Here is a 19,414-nt window from a genome sequence, read left to right on the forward strand (position 1 = left end):
AATAGCTCATGCATAACGTTCGATGGCGAGGCGCACGGCGTTGGCCGCGTTGCGCATCAGAAGACAGGCGACGATGAAACCGGATAGCGACACGGCAACAATGGCCCAGATCAGACCGGTGGCGGTGCCATGCAGGTGATCCGACATCAGGCCGATAGCGACGGGACTGCCGGACTGCATCAGCACCGTCGTCAGCACGCCGATGGCCGCCACGCGGGAGCGCAGATACGGCGGACAGATGCTCTGCATCAGACCCGGGAACATGATCATCCCGGCCACGACGCACATGAACTGCGCGCCGAAGAGGAGGTAGACGTACGACACGGACGGCGCAATCAGATAGCCGAGGCTGACGACGCAGGCCCCGAGCGCGCCCCATTCACACACGCGCAGCGGCGCGAGCACACCGAGTCGGGCGGTGAGTCGGCGTGCCACGAGCCAGCCGAGCACGCACCCGATCACGCTGCCCACCATCGCTGCGCTGCCGAGGCCGGCACCGGCGGTCGCGGGTGTGTCACCGAAGAAGCGCACGGCGACGACCGGCATCCAGCTCGTCACACCGGCGAACGCCATATTGATCAGCGCGATGGCCCCGAAGAAGCGAAGCATCATCGGCATTTCGCGGCGGAAGTAATCACCGGCGGCGAACCCGGGCGCTGCTGCTTCTCCTGTCGGGGACGGGACGTCCGAATGCGCGTAGCGCGGACGAATCATCGCGACGATCAGCACCAGCAGCGGCGCAGGCACAGCAACGGCGAAGAACGCAATCCGCCACGCGGATGTGGCCGCCAGCCCGAAGGGCAGCGCGCCATGCAGCGTATCGATCCCCTGAATTAGGAGCCCACCGAGCGCCATACCCGCGCCTGCGCTCAACAGGTTGACCATCGCAAAGACGGAGTTGGCGAGGATGCGCTGGCGCGCAGGGAACAGGTCGGGCAGCAGGCCGTAGATGATCGGCATAAGTCCCGCTTCGCCGATGCCCAGACCGATGGAGGCGATGAAGAGCGTCCAGAAGCCGGTCGCCAGACCGCACGCGGCGGTTGCCGCGCTCCAGAGCAGGATGCAAAGCGCCAGCACGACACGTCGGTCCATGCGGTCCGCCAGCCACCCGATGGGGATGGCGGCTGCACCGGCGAAGAGCGCGATACCGGCCCCTTGCAGCAGCCCGACCTGAATGTCGGCAAGGCCGAATTCGGCGCGGATGAGTTCGGCCAGAAGCACCAGCATCTGGCGGTCCACGTTGGCGAAGAAGGTCACGACGACGAGGGCGAGAAGCCCGAGCCACGCGCCGACCCCCGCGTAGTGCGCGCGGCGCGCGCGGGCGGCATACCCCGCCTTCCCCGGCTTCCCCGGTGTATCGGTGTTCGTTTCCAGCATGTGTAGTCCAGTAGTAGGGCGAGTGGGGCGTCTGACGCGTCAGCGCGCGAGGCGGCTGGCTGACGGTCGTGCGGTCATTGTGCGAACCGCTCGTTGCCGACGAGGCCGATGCGTGTCACGCCCAGCTTTTGCGCGGACGCCATGACCATCGCAACCGCCCGGTAGGGGGCCTGTGCGTCCGCCCGCAAGTGGAGTTCGGTAGGCGGTGTGGACGTTGCAGCTTCGATGAGGTGGGTTTCCAGTTGCGCGCGATCGGCAAGCGGTGAGCCGTCCCACGCCACTACACCGCTTGCGTCGACGTCGACCTGCACGACGACCGGCGGCGCTGGCGGCGCGGCGTTGGATGGCGTGGGCATGTCGAGTTTGACGGCATGCGTCTGGATCGGGATGGTGAGGATCAGCATGATCAGCAGCACCAACATGACGTCGATGAGCGGCGTCGTGTTGATCTCCACCATGATGTCGCTGTTCTCGCCAGCGCCCGATGGCATGGTCATGGCCATGGCAGTCTCCTGAGGTGGTGCGCGCGGCGCGCTATTGACGCGGCGGCGCTTCGGTAATGAAGTCGACCTTGGCGATGCCTGCGCGCTGGCACGCCAGGACAACGCGTCCGATCGCGGCGTAACGCGCATCGAGGTCGCCGCGAATATGGACTTCGGGCTGTGGGGTCAGCACGGCGACCGCCTTGAGTTTGTCCAGCAGCGTCGCGGCGTCGGGAATACGTCGCTCGTCCCAGTACACCTCGCCATCGTGGGTGACGGCGAGGACAACGTTCTGGGGCGTGGTCTGCAGCGGTTGAACCGCTTCCTTCGGCAGCGTCACGGGTACGGTGTGCGACACCACGGGAATGGTGATGAGGAAGATGATGAGCAACACCAGCATCACGTCGACGAGGGGCGTCGTGTTGATCGTCGCCATGACCTCGTCGTGCTCTGCGCCACCCTCCCCACTGGATACGGTCATCGCCATGGCATCACCCCACGCGAGCGACTTGCGAGGTGCGCGTCGCCACGATGGCCGACGCGGTCGTCTTGCCCGTGAGCAGCACGTTGTGCAGTTCGCTGCCGAACTCGCGCACGCGCTCCATCACGGCCTTGTTGCGACGCACGAGCCAGTTGTAGCCGAGCACCGCAGGCACAGCCACGGCCAGACCGATGGCCGTCATGATCAGCGCTTCGCCGACCGGCCCCGCCACCTTGTCGATGGATGCCTGACCGGCAATGCCGATGGCGGTGAGCGCGTGATAGATGCCCCACACCGTGCCGAAGAGGCCGACGAACGGTGCGGTCGAGCCGACCGTGCCCAGGAACGACAGCCCGTCCTGGAGGCGATTCGAGACGCCTGTCATCGAACGTTCGATGGCGGTGGCGACCCAGGTATTCAGATCGACCTGTTCGAGCAGCGCGCCGTGGTGATGGTCGCGGGCCGACAAGCCGGTCTCGGCGATGAAGCGGAACGGGCTGCCCTCATCGAGCGAGCGCACGCCTTCGGAGAGCGACGACGCACTCCAGAACTTCTGCTCCGCCGCACGCGCCCGGCGCAGCACCTTGGCCTGTTCGAGCAGCTTGGCAACGATGATGTACCAGCTCCCCATCGACATGATCACGAGGATCAGCAGGGTCCCGCGAGCGATCATGTCGCCGCCTTCCCAGAGGGCCTCCAGACCGTAGGGGTTCGTCACCGTCGTGGCGGCATGGGCGCTGAGCGACGCAAACGCCGTCGTCATCGATACCAGGGCCATCGGGACCGCGAGACCGCGTGCACGGGCCGTGACGCGAGATTGGAACTGAAACATGGTTGTCTCCTCGACGTAAATCAGGGTGGAAGATGGGCTGTTGAGCACAGCCTCAATTGAGTTGGAAATCGAACGGGACTTGCACGCGGACCTCCTGTCCTTGTGCAACGCACTGGAACTGGCGCACGGCGTTCTCGGCAGCGCGGTCCAGCACAGGCGCTGCGGAACGGGCGACGCGAAGCTGTTTGATCTGTCCATCGGTGCCGACCACGAACTCGACGAGCACGCTGCCCGTGATGTTGTCGCGCTGGGCTTCTCGCGGATAACGGATAGCGGCGCGCACTTGGGCCGAGTTCGGGCAGACGACGCCAACGTTGGCAGGCACGGGCTTGCTTACGGGCGGTGCGGGCGGCGCAACCGGGGCGGTGTCGACGGGCTTGTCGGCCTGCGCCGCGATAGCGTTCGGTTGCGGCGCGCTCTGCACCGGCACTTCGGGCGGCGGCACGTAAGCCTTGGGCTGGACGACGGGGCGTGGCGCGGGTGCGATCTTCTTCACCGGCGGTGGCGGGGGCGGCGGAGGAGGCGGTTTGATCTCCTCGATGATTCGTGTCTCAATGGGCGCCTGGATGATCGTCGCGACCCGGGTGGCGAGGCCACTGAGCAAGGCGTACAGAATCAGGGCGTGCAGCAGCAGTGCAACACCGATACCGAGCAGTCTCCGGGCGGGCGGTTTGGGTTGGGCGTAATTCATGGACTACGTGTCTCCTGCCTGCTTATGTCTTGTGTGGAGTCACGTTACGGCGCGGGTATTTCTGGTTCATCTCGACTTTGTATCGGGTTTGATACATAGCGCGGACGAGGCGAAGGCGACGCGTAGTCGATGAATGGGCCTGCCCACCAAATGTTTCAGGACTGCAACAATGCCGCAAGAATGCCTGCACGTTCCTCGCGGATAATCGGGGACGTGAGGGCATAAAGACGCCGGGCGTGGGGAAGGGACGCAGAAGAACGCCCCGACGTGTCGGAGACTAGAAAAGGAAAATCATCATGGCAACGCACGTACTTGTCGTCGACGACGATGCGCAAATCCGCAGTCTGCTTTGCGATTGCCTTGCCGACTTCGGCATGACCTGCATGCAGGCGGCCAACGGCGAGGAGATGCACCGGGTGCTGGAGCACAGCGACATCGACATCGTCGTGCTCGACCTGATGCTGCCGGACAGCGATGGGCTCACGCTATGCAGGGAGCTGCGCACGACGTCGGACATCCCGATCATCATGCTCACGGCGCGCGGCGAGATGACCGACCGGATCGTGGGGCTTGAACTCGGCGCAGACGACTATGTCGTGAAGCCTTTCGAGCCGCGCGAACTGGTGGCGCGAATCCAGACGATTCTGCGTCGCACGAAAGCGCAGGCGAAATCGGTGACCGAGCAGAAGGACGAGCGGAAATTTGCGGGATGGCGTCTGAGTCTGATCGGCCGCCATCTCATTGCCCCGGACAACACCGTCATCCCGCTCTCGAATGCGGAGTTCCGGCTGCTCAATGCGTTTCTTTCCGCACCGGGGCGTGTGCTCAGCCGCGAGTACCTGATGGATACGGCACGGGGGAAGTCCATCGATGCGTTCGACCGCAGCATCGATGTCCAGATATCGAGGCTGCGGCACAAACTGCGCGAAGACATCAAGGAGCCGCGCTTGCTGCGCACGATTCGCGGCGAAGGTTATATGCTCGACGTGCGCGCACAAACGGAGAGTTAGTCCGACCCGCCCGTGGAGGCGTCTTCGAGCGACCTGCCTTTGGTCGACGGGCCGAAAAGCGCGATGCAAATCGCAGCGACCAGCAGAATTACGTCGCTGATCACGAACACGAACAGCTTGCCTTTGAGCACGGCGAAGACGCCGAAGACCAGAAGCAACAGGATCGCGCCTGCGCGCCCCCATGCCGATGCGAGGCCCATCCCCGTCGCGCGAATCTCCGTCGGATACAGTTCGGGCGTGTAGCTGTAAATGGCGGTGGAGCCGAGCGCCAGACAGAACGACGTCAGTCCGCCGAACGCCATGAGCGTGGTGGATGTTGTCGACATGCCGAACAACGTGCCGAAAATGGCGGTGCCGATGAAGGCGAGGATGGCCGTCGGCTTGCGGTCGAGCCAGTCGACCACGTAGCCGCCGAACACATACCCCGGAATGACCGACGCGTAAATCGCAATCGAGAACTCGAACGACTTGACGATGCTGAAGCCCTCCATCGCAAGCAGCGTCGGCACGAACGTCATGAATGTGTAGAGCACGCCGTACTCGGCAAACCAAGTGGCCCACAGCATCAGCGTCACCTTGCGAAAGCGCGGGCTGAGCAGGTCGCGTGCGGTCCAAGTCTTCGCGGGCTTGGCATCGACTACGGAGGCTGTCGTCGCAGCGCCAGGCACAACGGCCTCGTCCGGCAGGCGACGTCCCACGCGCTGTTCGATCGACGCCAGCACGGCTTCCGCTTCGGCCGCACGCCCGCGACGCAGCAGCCAGCGCGGCGACTCGGGCAGGCCCGAACGCATCAGTCCGACGACGATGGCGAAAGGCAACGTCAGGAAGAGCGCGGCACGCCAGCCCCAGTGCGGGATGATGTTCAGCGCCCAGATCGGCGACACGGCAATCCCCAGCGCGAAGAAGCCCATCATCCAGCCCCCCAGCTTGCCACGTACGCGCGTCGGCCAGAGTTCTGCCAGGTAGGGCGGAACAATCGAGCTCTCCGCGCCCACGAACAGCCACGTGAAGAAGTTCAATGCGGCAAACGACCATACGTCACTGACCAGTCCGCGCGACGCGGAAAACAGCGAATACAGCACCAGCGTGAGCATGATCATTTTCTTGCGGCCGTATCGGTCGGCGGCAAATCCGGCGAGCGCGGACCCTACAAGATAGCCGCCCAGACCGATGGCCGAGATCACACCGATGGTGGCCGCATCGAATCCCCATAGCGGTCGCAAGGTCGCCAGGACGAAGCCGGTAATGACCGTGTCGAGCGTATCGAAGAACAGCGAGAGCGCCGCGACGACCAGCACCGTCAGGTGAAAGCGCGAAACCGGCAGACGGTCGAGCCGCCGGGCAATGTCCTGCTGGGTGAGCGTCGAAGTCCGCAGGGCGTCACGGGCGCCGGACGCCGAGGCTGTCGAGGTCGCGGACGTCGCGTTGCCACCGGACATCCGGCCAGCATCGCCGCCCGGGCGAGAGTCGAATCGAGAGGTCGTCATGTTCTGGTCTGTCAGTGAGGGCCGGACGCAGTGCCGGCACCGGTGTCATGAGAAATCGTTGCGTTTCGCTTTGTTTCGTTGCGTCGGTGCGTGTCAGGCGGAAGCGCCGATGCCCGGATGGAACTGGCCGTGTCCCGGTGTGCCGACGATCTTGCCGTGGTCCATGACCGTCTCACCGCGCACGATGGTGTAGACCGGCATACCCGTCGTATGGATGCCTTCCCAGGCGGTGTAGCCCGCCTTCGTATGCATGTCGGCAACGGTAAAGGTCTGTTCCTGCAACATGTCGACGATGGTGAAGTCGGCGTCGGCGCCACACTGGATGCGCCCCTTCTTCGGATATTGGCCGAAGCGTTTGGCAGGGGCCTCCGCGCAAAGGCGTGCAACGTCCTGAAGTGTCAACTTTCCCGCATTCACGGCGTTGAGCACCAGCGGAATAAATTCCTGTGCGCCCGTAATGCCCAACGGCACGGAGAAGTTGTCTTTCCAACCCGGCGTGATTTCTTCAAGCGTATGCGGTGCATGTTCCCCCACCAGCATGTCGGCCGTGCCGTCGTGTACCGCCTCCCAATGGCGCTCCGGGGCATACGCCCACGCATAGGCACCGGGTCCGACCTTCTCCGCCTGAGCGCGCGTCATGAACAAAGTCGCGGATTCCATCTCGCCGGAGATGTCCTGTCCTTGCGCCTTGGCTTGTCGCACCAGCTCGTTGGCACCCGGCGGCATGACGCCCATGTGCAGGACATGCAGGCGCACACCCGTCAGTCGCGCGTAGTAAATCGACGCCGCCAGCCCCGCCGCCATCCCGTGGCCGTACATGTAACCGCGCTCGTACGCCTCCATGTAGTCGCGATTGCTGGTCTTGCCCGGGTTGATGTAATCGCGAAACGTCAGTCGTTTGCACCATTCGCTATCGTCGTGGTGCACCGCGCAGAGCAGCCCCTTGTCGGCGACCGCTTCGTATAGCTCGTGCAGGATGCCGTGGTCGACCACGCCCAATTCGGAGATGTACGGATACACCTCCTTCACGTGCCGCGTGTTGAACACTTTGATGCCGATGGCGCCCGCTTCGGCGAGCGCTTCCACGGTTTTCGGGTATAGCCCACCGCCGTAAAGCGCATAGTCGACCAGCGCTTTCGGCGCGATGGTTTCCCGCTTGAGCATGAACGATTCGAGGGTCGTCGGATGGGGATCGTTGTTCGTCATGTCGATGCAGAACGTAATGCCCCCAGCAGCGGCGGCCGTGGTGCCCGACGTGAAATCCTCCTTGTAGGTGTGTCCCGGCTCGCGGAAGTGACAGTGCACGTGCCAAAGCCCCGGCAGTACGTCCAGACCGCCAGCGTCGATGGTCCGCAGCGCCGGCGGCGTGTTCGCGTCGTCCGTCAGCGCCACGATTTTTCCGCCTCGTACGCCGATGTTCAGCGTCGAAAACCCTTCAGGGGTATGCACCCGACCGCGCGTTATCAAGAGATCCAGCGGTTCCTGATTCATCTTATTCTCCAAAAATACACAATAAATACACGACAAATTGTTTGTGTATAAAATTATTGTGTCAAGTGGGGAATGTTCGCTACACTGGCTGCCAATCGATCACTTCACGTCTCACCATGCGCAAGAAAGCAGAGGTCGCTCAGGACGCGGCGACCAAACACGTCAAGGGTTCCGGGGCTTCGAAGGCCTACCAGTTGTTGCGCGATCGCATCGTCTCGCTGGAGATGCACCCGGGCGACGACATCGACGAGCAGGCGCTTGTCGACGAACTGGGCATTTCGCGCACGCCGCTACGCGAAGCCATGATTCGTCTGGCCGCGGAAGGGCTGATTTCGATCCTGCCGAACCGGGGCGCGCGGGTGTCGTCGATGGATATCCCGCAGTTGCAGGAGCATCTGGAGGCATTCGAGTTGACGCAGCGCGCAACGACGCGGCTGGCGGCGCTGCGACGCACGCAGGCGGATCTGGCGCGCATCGAGACGCTGGTGGTGGCCTTCGAGACGGCGCATGAGAAGGAGGACGTCAACGGCATGATCGACGGCAACTGGGAACTGCATCTGGCCATCGGCAATGCCTGCGGCAATCGCGTGCTCGCCAAGATCTACGCGAATCTGCTGACGGAAAACCTGCGGATCGCGCGATTGGCGATGAGCTACGAAACCTTCCCGACGCAGGCGGCGCGACAGGCACATCTGAACAACATCCTGCGCGAGCACCGCGAAATTCTGGAGGCCATTCGCACGCGCGACGCCGAGCGCGCAGACGAGCTGGCGGCCTCGCATACCAATCTCGCACGCAAACGCGTGACCGAGTACATCTCGCTCAGTGCGCTCGGCAGCATGACCGTCGGCGCGCAGGCGAACGTGCCGGGGTTTTCCGGAGGATCTTGAGATGTGTGAAGTCTGTGCCGTCTTTGGCGTGAGTGAACACTGGACGGACGCCGCCGACCCGATGGGTCAGCATTCCGTGGCCGCTGGCATTCTGGAGAATCGCAGCGAACGCGCACGTCGGCTGCGGCTCATCAACCGCATTCTGCGCCCGCACGGTCTGACAGCCGAAGACTGGGACGGCGAATCGTACAGCGTGGAAGACACGAGCGGGCGTCGTCAACTCGCGTCCGATCTGTCGTCGCTCTGGCGCGTTGCCGAGCATCTTGGTCACACCTTTATCGATCCGCTGGAGAGCGACTTCACGGTCGCGCAATCGCTATGGTCAGACTCGTACCGCGTCTCGAACTGAATATCGTCACCGGCTTTCTCGGCAGCGGTAAAACTACGCTGCTCAAGCGTTATCTGGCGCAGCGGCCGCCAGCGTCGACACTGGTCATCATCAACGAGTTCGGGCGCGAATCGATTGACGATCGCCTGACGTTGCACCTGAATTCGGAGATTGCGACCATCGCCAATGGGTGCCTGTGCTGCACGGTACTCGATGATCTGCGTGAGACATTGCTGGACATCCTGACCCGTCGCGCGCGCGGTGAGTTGCCGGAACTGGAGCGCATCATCATCGAGACCAGCGGTCTGGCCGACCCCGGCCCGATACTGGGCACCGTGCTGTCCGACGAAAATCTCGACGAATACCTTCGCGTGGGCGCATGTGTCACGACGTTCGACGCGCTGGAAGGCATCGCGTCGCTCGCGCGCTATCCGGAGGCGGCAGCACAACTCGCGGCGGCCGATCGTGTGGCCATCACCAAGACCGATCTGTTGGACGAGAGTCGTCTGAGCGCACTCGTCGATGCGGTTCGCGCCGTGAATCCTGCGTGCGCCATCATGACCAGCGAAGTGCCCGAGGCGCTCTTCGCACCGGGCGAGGCTTCGGTCATCGGTGACGTCTCGTCACGTCAGACAGGCGCGCATGTCCATACGAGTTCGGTGCAGAGCTTTTCCACCGCGCTCGACACGTCGCTCGACTGGGCGACGTTCTCCGTCTGGCTCACCGCGCTGCTCAATCGTCACGGCGACCGCATTCTGCGCTTCAAGTCGGTTCTGTCGATACGCTCGACGCCGGGGCAACTCGTGGTGCAGGGCGTGCGTCACCGCGTCTATCCGCCCAGCCATCTGCCGCAAATCGAAGGGGAGGCGTCGACGTCGCGGCTGGTGTTCATTACCGACGGGCTGGAGAAATCGCGCATTCTCGAATCTCTTCACCGGTTCGCCAATGCCGGGATGATCGACGCCGGTTTCAGTCGACTGACGATGCAGTAACGACAACGATATCGAGTGCGCAAGGCCGACAACCCGTCGAATTGCGCGCTCGACATCGTCGCGCGACTTCTACGGCAAGTTCTCTCGAAAGATCACCTGACTGCGGCTGGCTTCCACACCGGCGGACAGGTCGCGCTTTTCGCGCAGGTTCGCGAAGATGCGCACGCAGTTCATGATGGCGCTCTGCGGGCTTTGGGTGATGACGGCGTCCATCGTGCCGTCGATCAGCATGGCCCGGGTATCCGGCGTGAGACCGTGGCCGATGAACACCACCTTGTGTTCCTTGCTCACTTCCTTGAGCGCGCGTCCCACGCCTTCCGATCCGCCGCCAATGTTGTAGATGGCGGAGAGATCGGGATGTTGTTCGAGTAGCGCGCGCGTCTGGCGGTAGTTGACCAGCTCGTCGTCGTAGCCCTCGCGCAGCCCGACGACCTGCATCTGCGGGTACTGCTCGGAAAACAACTGCAAGAACCCGGCCTCGCGCTCCACGTGTGCCTTGTAGCTGAGCGACCCGGCAATCAGCGCCACTTTTGCGTGTCGCTTCTGACCGACGAACCGGGCAATCAGATACGCCGCGGTGCGTCCCGCCGAACCGTTATCGAGTCCCACATACGCGATGCGCCGCGAATGCGACAGATCGGAGACCAGCGTGACGGCCGCGACGCCTTCGTCGGCCAGCGTGTCGACGGCTTCGCGCACCTTCGGGTGTTCGAGCGGCATGAACGCTACGCCATCGCAGCCGCGTCCACGCCCCAGCAATGCCGACGCCATCGCATCCGGATCGAACCCCTGAATGAACTGCACCCGGCAGTTGACGTTGTACGGTGCCCATTGCGTTTGCGAGCATTGCACCCACTCGCCGAGCATGCGCAGAAACTTGCTGCTCCGGTCGGGCAGCACGAACAGCAACTGCGTCGGCGGAGACAGGCGTACTGCCTCCAGATCCTGCTCGGGCAAATACTTCAGTTCGCTCGCGGCGAGCAATACGCGCTGAACCGTCGTCTGACGCACGCCTTCCCGGCGATGCAGCACCCGGTCGACCGTGGCGGTCGAGACGCCCGCCATTCGGGCGATATCCGCGAGATTGGGCATATTTCGTCGCATGGAAGTGAGTCCGCTGAGTGTTTCGATGATCGTGACAAACGCAGCATACTTCATCAAAGCACATCAAATCGCATCATGAAATCGGGTTGGTCGATTGCCGGTTTGCCCCCTATCGTACGACTTCATAGCGCATTGAAACGCATCGAAACGCATCGCAAGATCGGTGCGAAAAGAACAGGAAAGGAACAGGAGACGAGTGATGGCAGGAGCAGAGGTGTCGACGTCGCGTCGGCTGGAGGGCCGCGTGGCGTTGGTATTCGGTGCCGGTTCGGTCGGCGACGGCTGGGGCAACGGCAAGGCCGCCGCAGTGGCTTATGCGCGACAGGGCGCGAGGGTGGTCGCCATCGATCGCGAGGCGCAGGCGGCCGATATCACGCGCGACGTCATCGCCGGTGAAGGCCACGACGCCATCGCCGTGGCCGCCGACGTCACTCGCTGGACCGACGTCCAGCAAGCGGTCGCCGCCGCCATCGAAACCTACGGACGCATCGACATTCTTCACAACAACGTGGGCATCACGTCGCAGGGCGGCCCGGTGGAAACCACCGAAGAGGTATGGGACCGCGTGATGGCGGTCAACGTCAAGAGCATGTTCCTGACGTGCAAGGCCGTGCTGCCGACGATGGAAGCGCAGGGGAGCGGCGCCATCGTCAACATCGGTGCGCTCGGTGGCGTCCGCTGGACGGGGTATGCCTATTGCGCCTATGCGGCGTCCAAAGGCGCGGTCAATTCGCTCACGCAGAGTGTGGCGCTGCAATACGCCGCTCGCGGTATTCGCGCGAACTGCATCCTGCCCGGCGTGATGGACACGCCGCACATCTATCAGCAGATTTCCGGCTTCTACGACAACACGCAGGCGATGGTCGAGGCGCGCAATCGCCTCTCGCCGACCGGGCGCATGGGCGACGGCTGGGATGTCGCGAACGCCGCCGTGTTCCTGGCGTCGGACGAGGCGCGCTACATCAACGGCGTAGAGCTGCTGGTCGACGGCGGCATGCACGTACGATGCAATTGACTGCGGTGCAATCGACAATAGTGACGAGACGAAAACCACAATATCAGGAGACAACCGGATGACCAGTTCAACTTCACAAGGCCGTCGCAACGTACTGCGCGCGCTGTCTGCGCTGCCCGCATTGGGCGTGGCCGGTGTTGCCGGTGTGACGGGTGTGCTCCCGCGCACCGCACGCGCTGCTACGCCGCAATACGTGTTCAAGTACGGCAACAATCTGCCCGTCAGCCATCCGCTGAACGTGCGCGCGCAGGAAGTCGCGGCGCGCATCGCCGCTGAGAGCAAGGGACGGATGGAACTGCGCGTGTTTCCCAACAACCAGTTGGGCGGCGACACGGACATGCTCGCTCAGGTGCGCAACGGCGGGATCGACATCTTCAACGCGGGCACGATGGTGATTGCAACGCTCGCGCCGATCAGCGCGATCACGGCCGTCGGCTTTGCGTTCTCCAACTACGACCAGGTGTGGCATGCCGTTGACGGCAAGCTCGGCGACACCATCCGCGCGGCCTTTGCGAAGACCGGTCTCTACACCTTCGAGAAGATGTGGGACAACGGCTTCCGTCAGATCACGAGCGGCAACAAGCCGATCACGAAAGCCAACGACCTTTCCGGCATGAAGATCCGTGTGCCGGTCAGCCCGATGGGCATCTCGCTGTTCAAATCGCTGCAAGCCTCGCCGACGAGTCTGCAATTCAGCGAGGTCTACTCCGCGCTGCAAACGCGCGTGGTGGACGCACAGGAAAACCCGCTCGCCATCGTCCAGACGGCGAAGCTCTATGAGGTGCAGAAGTTCTGCTCCATCACGAATCACAGCTGGGACGGCTATCACCTCGTCGTCAACGGCCGGTCTTGGAAAAACCTGCCTGACGATCTGAAGACCATCGTCGCACGCGCGTTCAACGAAGCCGCCATCAAGCAGCGCGAAGATGTCTACGCGCTCAACACCGGCCTGCAAAACGAACTGGCGAGCAAGGGGCTAGCCTTCAATTCGGCGTCTCCGGAAACGTTCCGCGCGCAGTTGCAAAAGTCGGGGTACTACGCCGAATGGCAGAAGAAGTTCGGTGCAGAAGCCTGGGCGTTGCTCGAAGCGACCGCAGGCAAGGTGGCCTGATATGACGCCGCGTCCTGCGCATCCGTCTGCCGCGTCAGGGCTCCATGCCGCTGACGTCGATACCCCAGCACACGGCTGGCGCGCGTTTGTGTCGGCTCTCGATCGCGCTATCGGCTGGCTGACGGAGATCCCAGCGGCATTGCTCGTGCTGGCGGACATCGTCGTCATGCTCGCGGGGGTGATCGCGCGTTACGTGTTCCATGCGCCGCTCGTCTGGGGCGACGAACTCGCAGGCATCCTTTTTCTCTGGATGTCGATGCTCGGCGCGGTCGTGGCGTTGCGGCGCGGCGAACACATGCGCATGACGGCGTTCGTCGGCAAGGCGTCGCCGGGGACACGCGCGTTTCTCGACATGCTGGCGATTGCCGCCGCGATGGCTTTCCTGCTGCTGATCGTGCATCCGGCGTACGAATACGCGTCGGAGGAAGCGTTCGTCGTTACACCGGCCATGGAAATCAGCAACGCGTGGCGCGCCGCCGCCTTGCCGGTGGGCATGGCGCTGATGTTGCTCGTGAGCGTGCTGCGACTGCTGCGCGCAGCGCCTGCGTGGCGCACGGTGCAGGCGATGGTGGTCGTCGCTGTCGTGTGTGCGGGCTTCTGGCTGCTGGGGCCATCGCTCGAACCGCTCGGTCGCTGGAATCTGGTGATCTTCTTCGCGGGCGTCGTCGGGGCATGCGTATTTGCTGGCGTGCCGATTGCCTTCTCCTTCGCACTGGCGACGTTCGGGTTCCTTGCACTCACCACGACCACGCCTCTGGTCGTGCTCGTCGGTCGCATGGACGAGGGGATGTCGCATCTGATCCTGCTGGCCGTGCCGCTCTTCGTCTTCCTCGGGCTGTTGATCGAGATGACCGGCATGGCGCGTGCGATGGTGCAGTTCCTCGCGAGCATGCTCGGCCACGTGCGCGGCGGGCTGAGCTATGTGCTGATCGGCGGGATGTATCTGGTCTCGGGCATCTCCGGGTCGAAGGCTGCCGACATGGCCGCCATCGCGCCGGTGTTGTTCCCGGAGATGAAAAAACGTGGCGCAGATCCGGGCGATCTCGTGGCGTTGCTCTCGACCACGGGCGCACAGACCGAAACCATTCCGCCGTCGATTGTGCTGATTACCATCGGTTCGGTGACGGGCGTGTCGATCTCGGCGTTGTTCACGGGCGGCCTGTTGCCGGGTGTCGTACTGGGCGTGGCGCTGTGCTGCGTGGTCTGGTGGCGCTATCGCCATGAGGATCTGTCCGGTGTCGAGAAGGCGAAGAAGGGTGCGGTGATGAAGGCCTTCGTCTACGCACTGCCTGCCGTGGCGTTGCCGTTCGTGATTCGTGCGGCGGTGGTCGAAGGCGTGGCGACGGCCACCGAAGTGTCGACCATCGGCATTGCCTACTCGGTGCTGGCGGGATTGTTCGTCTACCGACAGTTCGACGCGCGGCGTCTGTTGCCGATGCTGATCGAAACGGCGGCGCTCTCGGGGGCCATCATCTTCATCATCGGGGCGGCGACGGGCATGGCGTGGGGGCTGACGCAATCGGGCTTCGCGCAGGATCTCGCGTCGGCGATGGAGCGCATGCCGGGTGGCGCAGCAGGCTTTATCGCCGTGTCGGTGGTCGCGTTCATCGTGCTGGGCAGCGTGCTCGAAGGGATTCCGGCCATCGTGTTGTTCGGGCCGCTGATGTTCCCGATTGCGCGCGCCGTCGGCGTGCACGAGGTGCACTACGCCATGGTGGTCGTGCTGTCGATGGGCCTGGGGCTGTTCGCACCGCCGTTCGGTGTCGGGTACTACGCGGCGTGTGCCATCGGCAAGGTCGATCCGGCAAAGGGCATGCGTGCGATCTGGGGCTACCTCGTCGCGCTCGTGATCGGGTTGATCTGCGTCGCGGCGATTCCGTGGATTTCGACGGGCTTCCTGCGCTGAGCAGCAGCACACAAAGGAACGCAGCCCACTCGGCTGTCACACAAAAACACATTCAACACAATCGCGAATCCGGTGAGCGAGGAAGGTCCTCGCACGCGCGGTGACGCACGCAACACGAACGTCACAGCAAAGAACAAGGGACGACCCATGAGCAGATTCTTCGGCGAGATTCGTCAGGTGGCATACCTCGTGCCCGATATCGAGGCGGCAATGACCTACTGGTCCGACGTTCTCGGTGTCGGCCCCTGGTACTACAACCCCAAGGTGCCGATCCGTAACTACACGTATCGCGGCGAGTCGTTCGAACCACACAATTCGGTCGCGCTCGCCAATGCGGGCGGCCTCCAGATCGAGCTGCTGCAAATTCGCAACGACGTACCGTCGATGTATCGCGACTTCCTCAGCGCCGGGCGCACCGGCGCGCAGCACGTGGCGTACTGGACGGACAACTTCGACGAGGATCTGGCGCGCGCGCAGGCGGCAGGCTTCAAGGTCTGCATGAGCGGCGAAGTGGGCGAGAACGGACGCTTCGTCTACTTCGAAGATCGCGACGCGGACCCGGGGTGTCATCCGGGAACGACCATCGAGCTGTCGGAAGTGGCTGGCCCGAAGGGCACACTCTTTCGCATGATTCGCGAGGCGGCTGCCGATTGGGATGGCCGTGACCCGGTGCGTGTCTTTCCTGATCTGTCGAAGCTATGAGTCCGATGCTGAATGCGACCTATCTGATTGAGACGCCACTCGATCCGCGCGCGGTTGCCGAAGTGATGGCAGGCGAGCAGTCGTGCGGCACGTTCACGCGAGTGGAGGGCGAGACCGATGCGCTGCGCGAGCGCGCGCGCGCCATCGTCGAGTCGGTCGAGACGGTGGGCGAGGTCGCGACGGCGTCGCTGCCCAACGCCTATCTCGAACGCAAGGGCATTCGCGGCCCGTGGCACCGTGCGCGTGTGCGCATCGCATTCCCGACGGATAACGTCGGCGCGAACCTGCCGACGCTGGCGGCCACGCTCGCGGGTAATCTTTACGATTTGGGCGAAGTCACCGGCATGCGGCTGGAGCGCGTTTCGCTGCCTGCAGCGTATCGCGAGCAGTTCGAATACCCGCGCTATGGCATCGCAGGCACGCGTGCGGCAACGGGCGTGTCGAGCGGCGCGCTGGTCGGCACGATTCTCAAGCCGAACGTCGGCATGAGCGCCGAGGATACGGCCGCGCTGGTGGCGCGCCTGTGCGCGGCAGGCGTCGATTTCATCAAGGACGACGAGGTCTGCGCCGACCCGGTGCATGCGCCGCTCGCCAAGCGCGTACCGGCGGTAATGGCTGCTGTGCGCGAACATCGTGAGCGCACCGGCAAACAGGTCATGGTGGCGTTCAACATCACCGACGAGACGGATGCGATGCGTCGCCACGCCGATCTCGTGAAGCGAGAGGGCGGCAACTGCGTGATGGTGAGCCTGAACTGGTGCGGCTTTTCCGCGGTGCAGACGTTGCGGCGTCACACCGACCTCGCGATCCACGCACATCGCAACGGCTACGGCGCGATGTCGCGCGACCCGCTGCTCGGCATCGGCTTTCAGGCGTACCAGACGCTCTGGCGACTCGCGGGCGTCGATCACATGCACGTGCACGGTCTGCAAGGCAAGTTTGCGCAAGCCGACGAGGAGGTCATCGAGTCGGCGCACGACTGCTACCGGCCGTTGGCCGAGGGCAACGCCGCTGGTGAGGCGGACATCGTTATGCCCGCGTTTTCCTCGGGGCAGTGGGCGGGCACCGTCCCGGCGACCTGGCGCGCGGTGGGGCGCGACGATCTGTTGTTCATGGCGGGCGGCGGCATTCTGGCGCACCCGGAAGGTCCTGCGGCGGGCGTGCAAAGCCTGCGCGATGCATGGCGAGCCGTTCGCGAGGGGCACAGCCTTGAGGACGCCGCGAAGCAGTCGTCGCCGCTCGCGTCGGCGTTGCGCTTCTTCGGTCGCTGATCGGTAGGACGACATGGTCATCGAATCGAAAGCGACCGAACGGCATCGTCCGCATCTGCTCTATTACGGCGACGATTTCACCGGTGCGACGGACACGCTCGCGACCGCTGCGCAAGCGGGATTGCGCAGCATGTTGTTGCTCGCGCCGCCGACCGAGGCGCGTCTGGCCTCGCTGGGCGAGATCGACTGTCTGGGCATCGCGGGCATCGCACGCTCGCTGGCGCCGATGCAAATGCGCGACGAACTCGCGCCGGTGGCCGACCTCGCGCGACGCCTTCAACCGCGCGTGCTGCACTACAAGACCTGTTCGACGTTCGACAGCGCGCCGGACGTCGGCAGCATCGGAGAGGCCGTGCGGCTGCTGTCTGCGGCAATGCCCAGCCCGTGGGTGGCGATCGTCGGCGGTCAGCCGAACCTGCAACGCTTCTGTCTGTTCGGCAATCTCTTTGCAGCGGCTGGCGCGGGTGGCGGCGTATTCCGCATCGACCGGCATCCGACGATGAGTCGCCACCCGGTCACCCCGATGAGCGAAGCGGATTTGCGGCGGCATCTTGCGGGGCAGGGACTGGAAGGCATCGGGCTGATTCCGTGGACGAGCTATGACGCCGATGCCACGCACGCGTCGTCCGCGCGCTTGCTCGCGTTGCGCGAAGCAGGCGTGAGACACGTGCTGTGGGATGTCGCGCGACAAAGCGACTTGGGTGAAATCGGGGCGCAGCTTTGGACGGCGGCCGAACACGCGCCGCTACTGGCCGTCGGCCCGAGCAGCGTGACGCAGGCGCTAGCGAGCGCCATGCCGCAACGCGCGACGGTGACGTCGACGGGTGTCGCGGCGGCTTGCGGGCCGGTGCTGGTGTTGGCGGGGAGTCTTTCGCCCGTGACCGCAGCACAAGTGGCCGCAGCAAAGTCGTTCGAGATCGTGCGTCTCGATGCCGTGCGATTGACGCAAGCGGATGGGCAATACTGCGCGTCGGCGGCCTTAGAGCTCGTGAAACATCTCCGAGCTGGGCGTCATACGCTGGCGTGCACCGTCCCTTCTCAGGGGGCGACGGCGAACGAGGGCACGATCAACGCGCTACGGCTCGCGCAAGCCGGAGGACGATTGCTCGCACAAGTGCTGCGCGAAGTGCCGGTGTCGCGCATGGGCATTGCGGGAGGAGATACGTCCAGCCACGGCATGCGGGCGCTCGATGCCTGGGGACTGACGCATGCCGGGGCACTCGCGCCGGGTGCGCCGCTGTGTCGTCTGAAAAGCGATGTGCCGTCGTTCGACGGCATGGAGATTCTGCTCAAGGGCGGGCAGATGGGCGGGGAGGATCTCTTCGAGCGGCTGGTGTACGGCGCGTGAGTTTAGCCGCATGATTCAGGCACCATGAGTCAAGCAAGCCGCACAACGTATGGCGACGCACGATCGGGGGGGGCACTTGACGCGCGACCAACCAACTAGTAGATTGGCTGCCATTGGACGCCGTCACCGGTGTCAAACCCTCGCGTGAGGCACGGCTTCACGCCATTTCGTCTAATCGAGTTAAGGACTATGAGCGTCGAGCTGTCTCCCCGGGCGACCGAAATCGCAGAGCACACGAAGCAACTGCTGGCGGCGGGCGGTTATCACGGGTTCAGCTACGCCGATCTGTCTGAGCGGGTGAATATCGGCAAGGCCAGCATTCACCACCACTTCCCCAGCAAAGCAGATCTGGTGCTGACGGTGGTCAAGCGGCATCGCGAGCAGGCGCGCGACGGGCTGGCGGCGCTCGATCGGCATGTGGTCGATCCGACGGCGCGTCTCACTGCCTACACGAATTACTGGGCGGAGTGCATTCGCGACGGTTCGATGCCCATGTGCATCTGCGCCATGCTGGCGGCGGAATTGCCGATGATCCCGACGGAGATCGCCGACGAGGTGCGTCGCTATTTCGACGATCTGACGGCATGGCTCGCATCGGTGCTTGAAGCCGGTGTGGAGAAGGGGCAGTTCCGGTTGAACGGCAGCGCGCTGGTCGAGGCGCAGGCGTTCATGTCCACGGTGCACGGCGCGATGTTGACGGCGCGGGTATTGGGAAGCGCGGATTCGTTTCAGGCGATCGCACAAGTGGCGATCAGTCGCTTGAGTTCGAAGAAGTGAGTTTGAAGAAATGACGCCGACCGACTGAACATCGTTCGGACGAGCATGCAGATAAGGGCGCAATTGCGCCCACTTTTTGAAGTATCAAACCAACCAACTAGTCGGTCGAAGGAATCCCT

19 protein-coding genes are annotated in these 19,414 nt (G+C 63.8%); 11 read left to right on the plus strand and 8 right to left on the minus strand.

Going from position 1 to position 19,414, the window contains the following annotated elements:
* Positions 1–6: 6 nt before the first annotated feature.
* From NTU39_RS07820 to NTU39_RS07840, 5 genes are all read right to left on the minus strand, one after another.
* Positions 7–1,377, minus strand: coding sequence for an MFS transporter (locus NTU39_RS07820; RefSeq protein WP_150665826.1), 1,371 nt, complete (start codon positions 1,375–1,377; stop codon positions 7–9).
* Positions 1,378–1,451: 74 nt separating this feature from the next.
* Positions 1,452–1,880 (minus strand): ExbD/TolR family protein, encoded by a 429-nt coding sequence (locus NTU39_RS07825; protein ID WP_150665825.1) that lies wholly within the window; start codon positions 1,878–1,880, stop codon positions 1,452–1,454.
* Between the two features lie 31 nt (positions 1,881–1,911).
* Positions 1,912–2,346, minus strand: coding sequence for an ExbD/TolR family protein (locus NTU39_RS07830; protein WP_150665824.1), 435 nt, complete (start codon positions 2,344–2,346; stop codon positions 1,912–1,914).
* 4 nt (positions 2,347–2,350) lie between these two features.
* Positions 2,351–3,118, minus strand: coding sequence for a MotA/TolQ/ExbB proton channel family protein (locus NTU39_RS07835; RefSeq protein ID WP_246184701.1), 768 nt, complete (start codon positions 3,116–3,118; stop codon positions 2,351–2,353).
* Positions 3,119–3,224: 106 nt separating this feature from the next.
* Complete coding sequence (locus tag NTU39_RS07840; protein ID WP_150665822.1) at positions 3,225–3,863, minus strand: energy transducer TonB; 639 nt, start codon at positions 3,861–3,863, stop codon at positions 3,225–3,227.
* Positions 3,864–4,159: 296 nt separating this feature from the next.
* Here NTU39_RS07840 and NTU39_RS07845 point away from each other — a divergent pair, with 296 nt between their 5' ends.
* Positions 4,160–4,873, plus strand: coding sequence for a response regulator (locus NTU39_RS07845; RefSeq protein ID WP_150665821.1), 714 nt, complete (start codon positions 4,160–4,162; stop codon positions 4,871–4,873).
* Here the strand turns inward: NTU39_RS07845 and NTU39_RS07850 are convergent.
* Positions 4,870–6,360, minus strand: coding sequence for an MFS transporter (locus tag NTU39_RS07850; RefSeq protein ID WP_217426180.1), 1,491 nt, complete (start codon positions 6,358–6,360; stop codon positions 4,870–4,872). The genes NTU39_RS07845 and NTU39_RS07850 overlap by 4 nt on opposite strands.
* Positions 6,361–6,453: 93 nt before the next feature.
* Positions 6,454–7,851 carry a dihydroorotase gene (locus tag NTU39_RS07855; RefSeq protein ID WP_217426179.1) on the minus strand — a complete coding sequence of 466 codons (1,398 nt, stop codon included), beginning with the start codon at positions 7,849–7,851 and terminating at the stop codon, positions 6,454–6,456.
* Between the two features lie 116 nt (positions 7,852–7,967).
* On the opposite strand from NTU39_RS07855, the gene NTU39_RS07860 reads away from it, so the two are divergent.
* Genes NTU39_RS07860 through NTU39_RS07870 form a run of 3 tightly spaced genes read left to right on the plus strand, consistent with a single transcriptional unit; the run spans position 7,968 to position 10,061 of the window.
* Complete coding sequence (locus NTU39_RS07860; protein ID WP_150665819.1) at positions 7,968–8,741, plus strand: GntR family transcriptional regulator; 774 nt, start codon at positions 7,968–7,970, stop codon at positions 8,739–8,741.
* A gap of 1 nt (position 8,742) precedes the next feature.
* Positions 8,743–9,090: a hypothetical protein gene (locus tag NTU39_RS07865; protein WP_150660264.1), complete on the plus strand. Its 348-nt coding sequence runs from the start codon at positions 8,743–8,745 to the stop codon at positions 9,088–9,090.
* Positions 9,060–10,061 (plus strand): CobW family GTP-binding protein, encoded by a 1,002-nt coding sequence (locus tag NTU39_RS07870; protein WP_150665818.1) that lies wholly within the window; start codon positions 9,060–9,062, stop codon positions 10,059–10,061. Before NTU39_RS07865 ends, NTU39_RS07870 begins: the two co-directional genes overlap by 31 nt.
* 69 nt (positions 10,062–10,130) lie before the next feature.
* Here the strand turns inward: NTU39_RS07870 and NTU39_RS07875 are convergent, their stop codons facing one another.
* A complete protein-coding gene (locus NTU39_RS07875; RefSeq protein ID WP_150665817.1) occupies positions 10,131–11,153 on the minus strand; it encodes a LacI family DNA-binding transcriptional regulator in 1,023 nt (340 codons plus the stop codon).
* A gap of 211 nt (positions 11,154–11,364) precedes the next feature.
* On the opposite strand from NTU39_RS07875, the gene NTU39_RS07880 reads away from it, so the two are divergent.
* The 7 genes from NTU39_RS07880 (at position 11,365) to NTU39_RS07910 (ending at position 19,295) form a co-directional block, all read left to right on the plus strand.
* Positions 11,365–12,180, plus strand: coding sequence for an SDR family NAD(P)-dependent oxidoreductase (locus NTU39_RS07880; protein ID WP_150665816.1), 816 nt, complete (start codon positions 11,365–11,367; stop codon positions 12,178–12,180).
* 58 nt (positions 12,181–12,238) lie between these two features.
* A complete protein-coding gene (locus tag NTU39_RS07885) occupies positions 12,239–13,291 on the plus strand; it encodes a TRAP transporter substrate-binding protein (protein ID WP_150665815.1) in 1,053 nt (350 codons plus the stop codon).
* 1 nt (position 13,292) lies between these two features.
* The gene (locus NTU39_RS07890; RefSeq protein WP_257959619.1) at positions 13,293–15,197 is read left to right on the plus strand and encodes a TRAP transporter large permease; all 1,905 of its coding nucleotides are present in this window, start codon (positions 13,293–13,295) and stop codon (positions 15,195–15,197) included.
* Positions 15,198–15,344: 147 nt separating this feature from the next.
* A complete protein-coding gene (locus tag NTU39_RS07895) occupies positions 15,345–15,899 on the plus strand; it encodes a VOC family protein (protein WP_150665813.1) in 555 nt (184 codons plus the stop codon).
* Positions 15,896–17,170 (plus strand): ribulose-bisphosphate carboxylase large subunit family protein, encoded by a 1,275-nt coding sequence (locus NTU39_RS07900; RefSeq protein WP_150665812.1) that lies wholly within the window; start codon positions 15,896–15,898, stop codon positions 17,168–17,170. Before NTU39_RS07895 ends, NTU39_RS07900 begins: the two co-directional genes overlap by 4 nt.
* A gap of 13 nt (positions 17,171–17,183) precedes the next feature.
* Positions 17,184–18,518: a four-carbon acid sugar kinase family protein gene (locus NTU39_RS07905; protein ID WP_257959620.1), complete on the plus strand. Its 1,335-nt coding sequence runs from the start codon at positions 17,184–17,186 to the stop codon at positions 18,516–18,518.
* A gap of 189 nt (positions 18,519–18,707) precedes the next feature.
* On the plus strand, positions 18,708–19,295 hold the full coding sequence (locus tag NTU39_RS07910) for a TetR/AcrR family transcriptional regulator (protein ID WP_257959621.1): 588 nt from the start codon (positions 18,708–18,710) through the stop codon (positions 19,293–19,295).
* The last annotated feature ends 119 nt before the right edge of the window (positions 19,296–19,414 follow it).

The sequence above is a fragment of the Pandoraea commovens genome (assembly GCF_024704525.1).
Taxonomy (GTDB): domain Bacteria; phylum Pseudomonadota; class Gammaproteobacteria; order Burkholderiales; family Burkholderiaceae; genus Pandoraea; species Pandoraea commovens.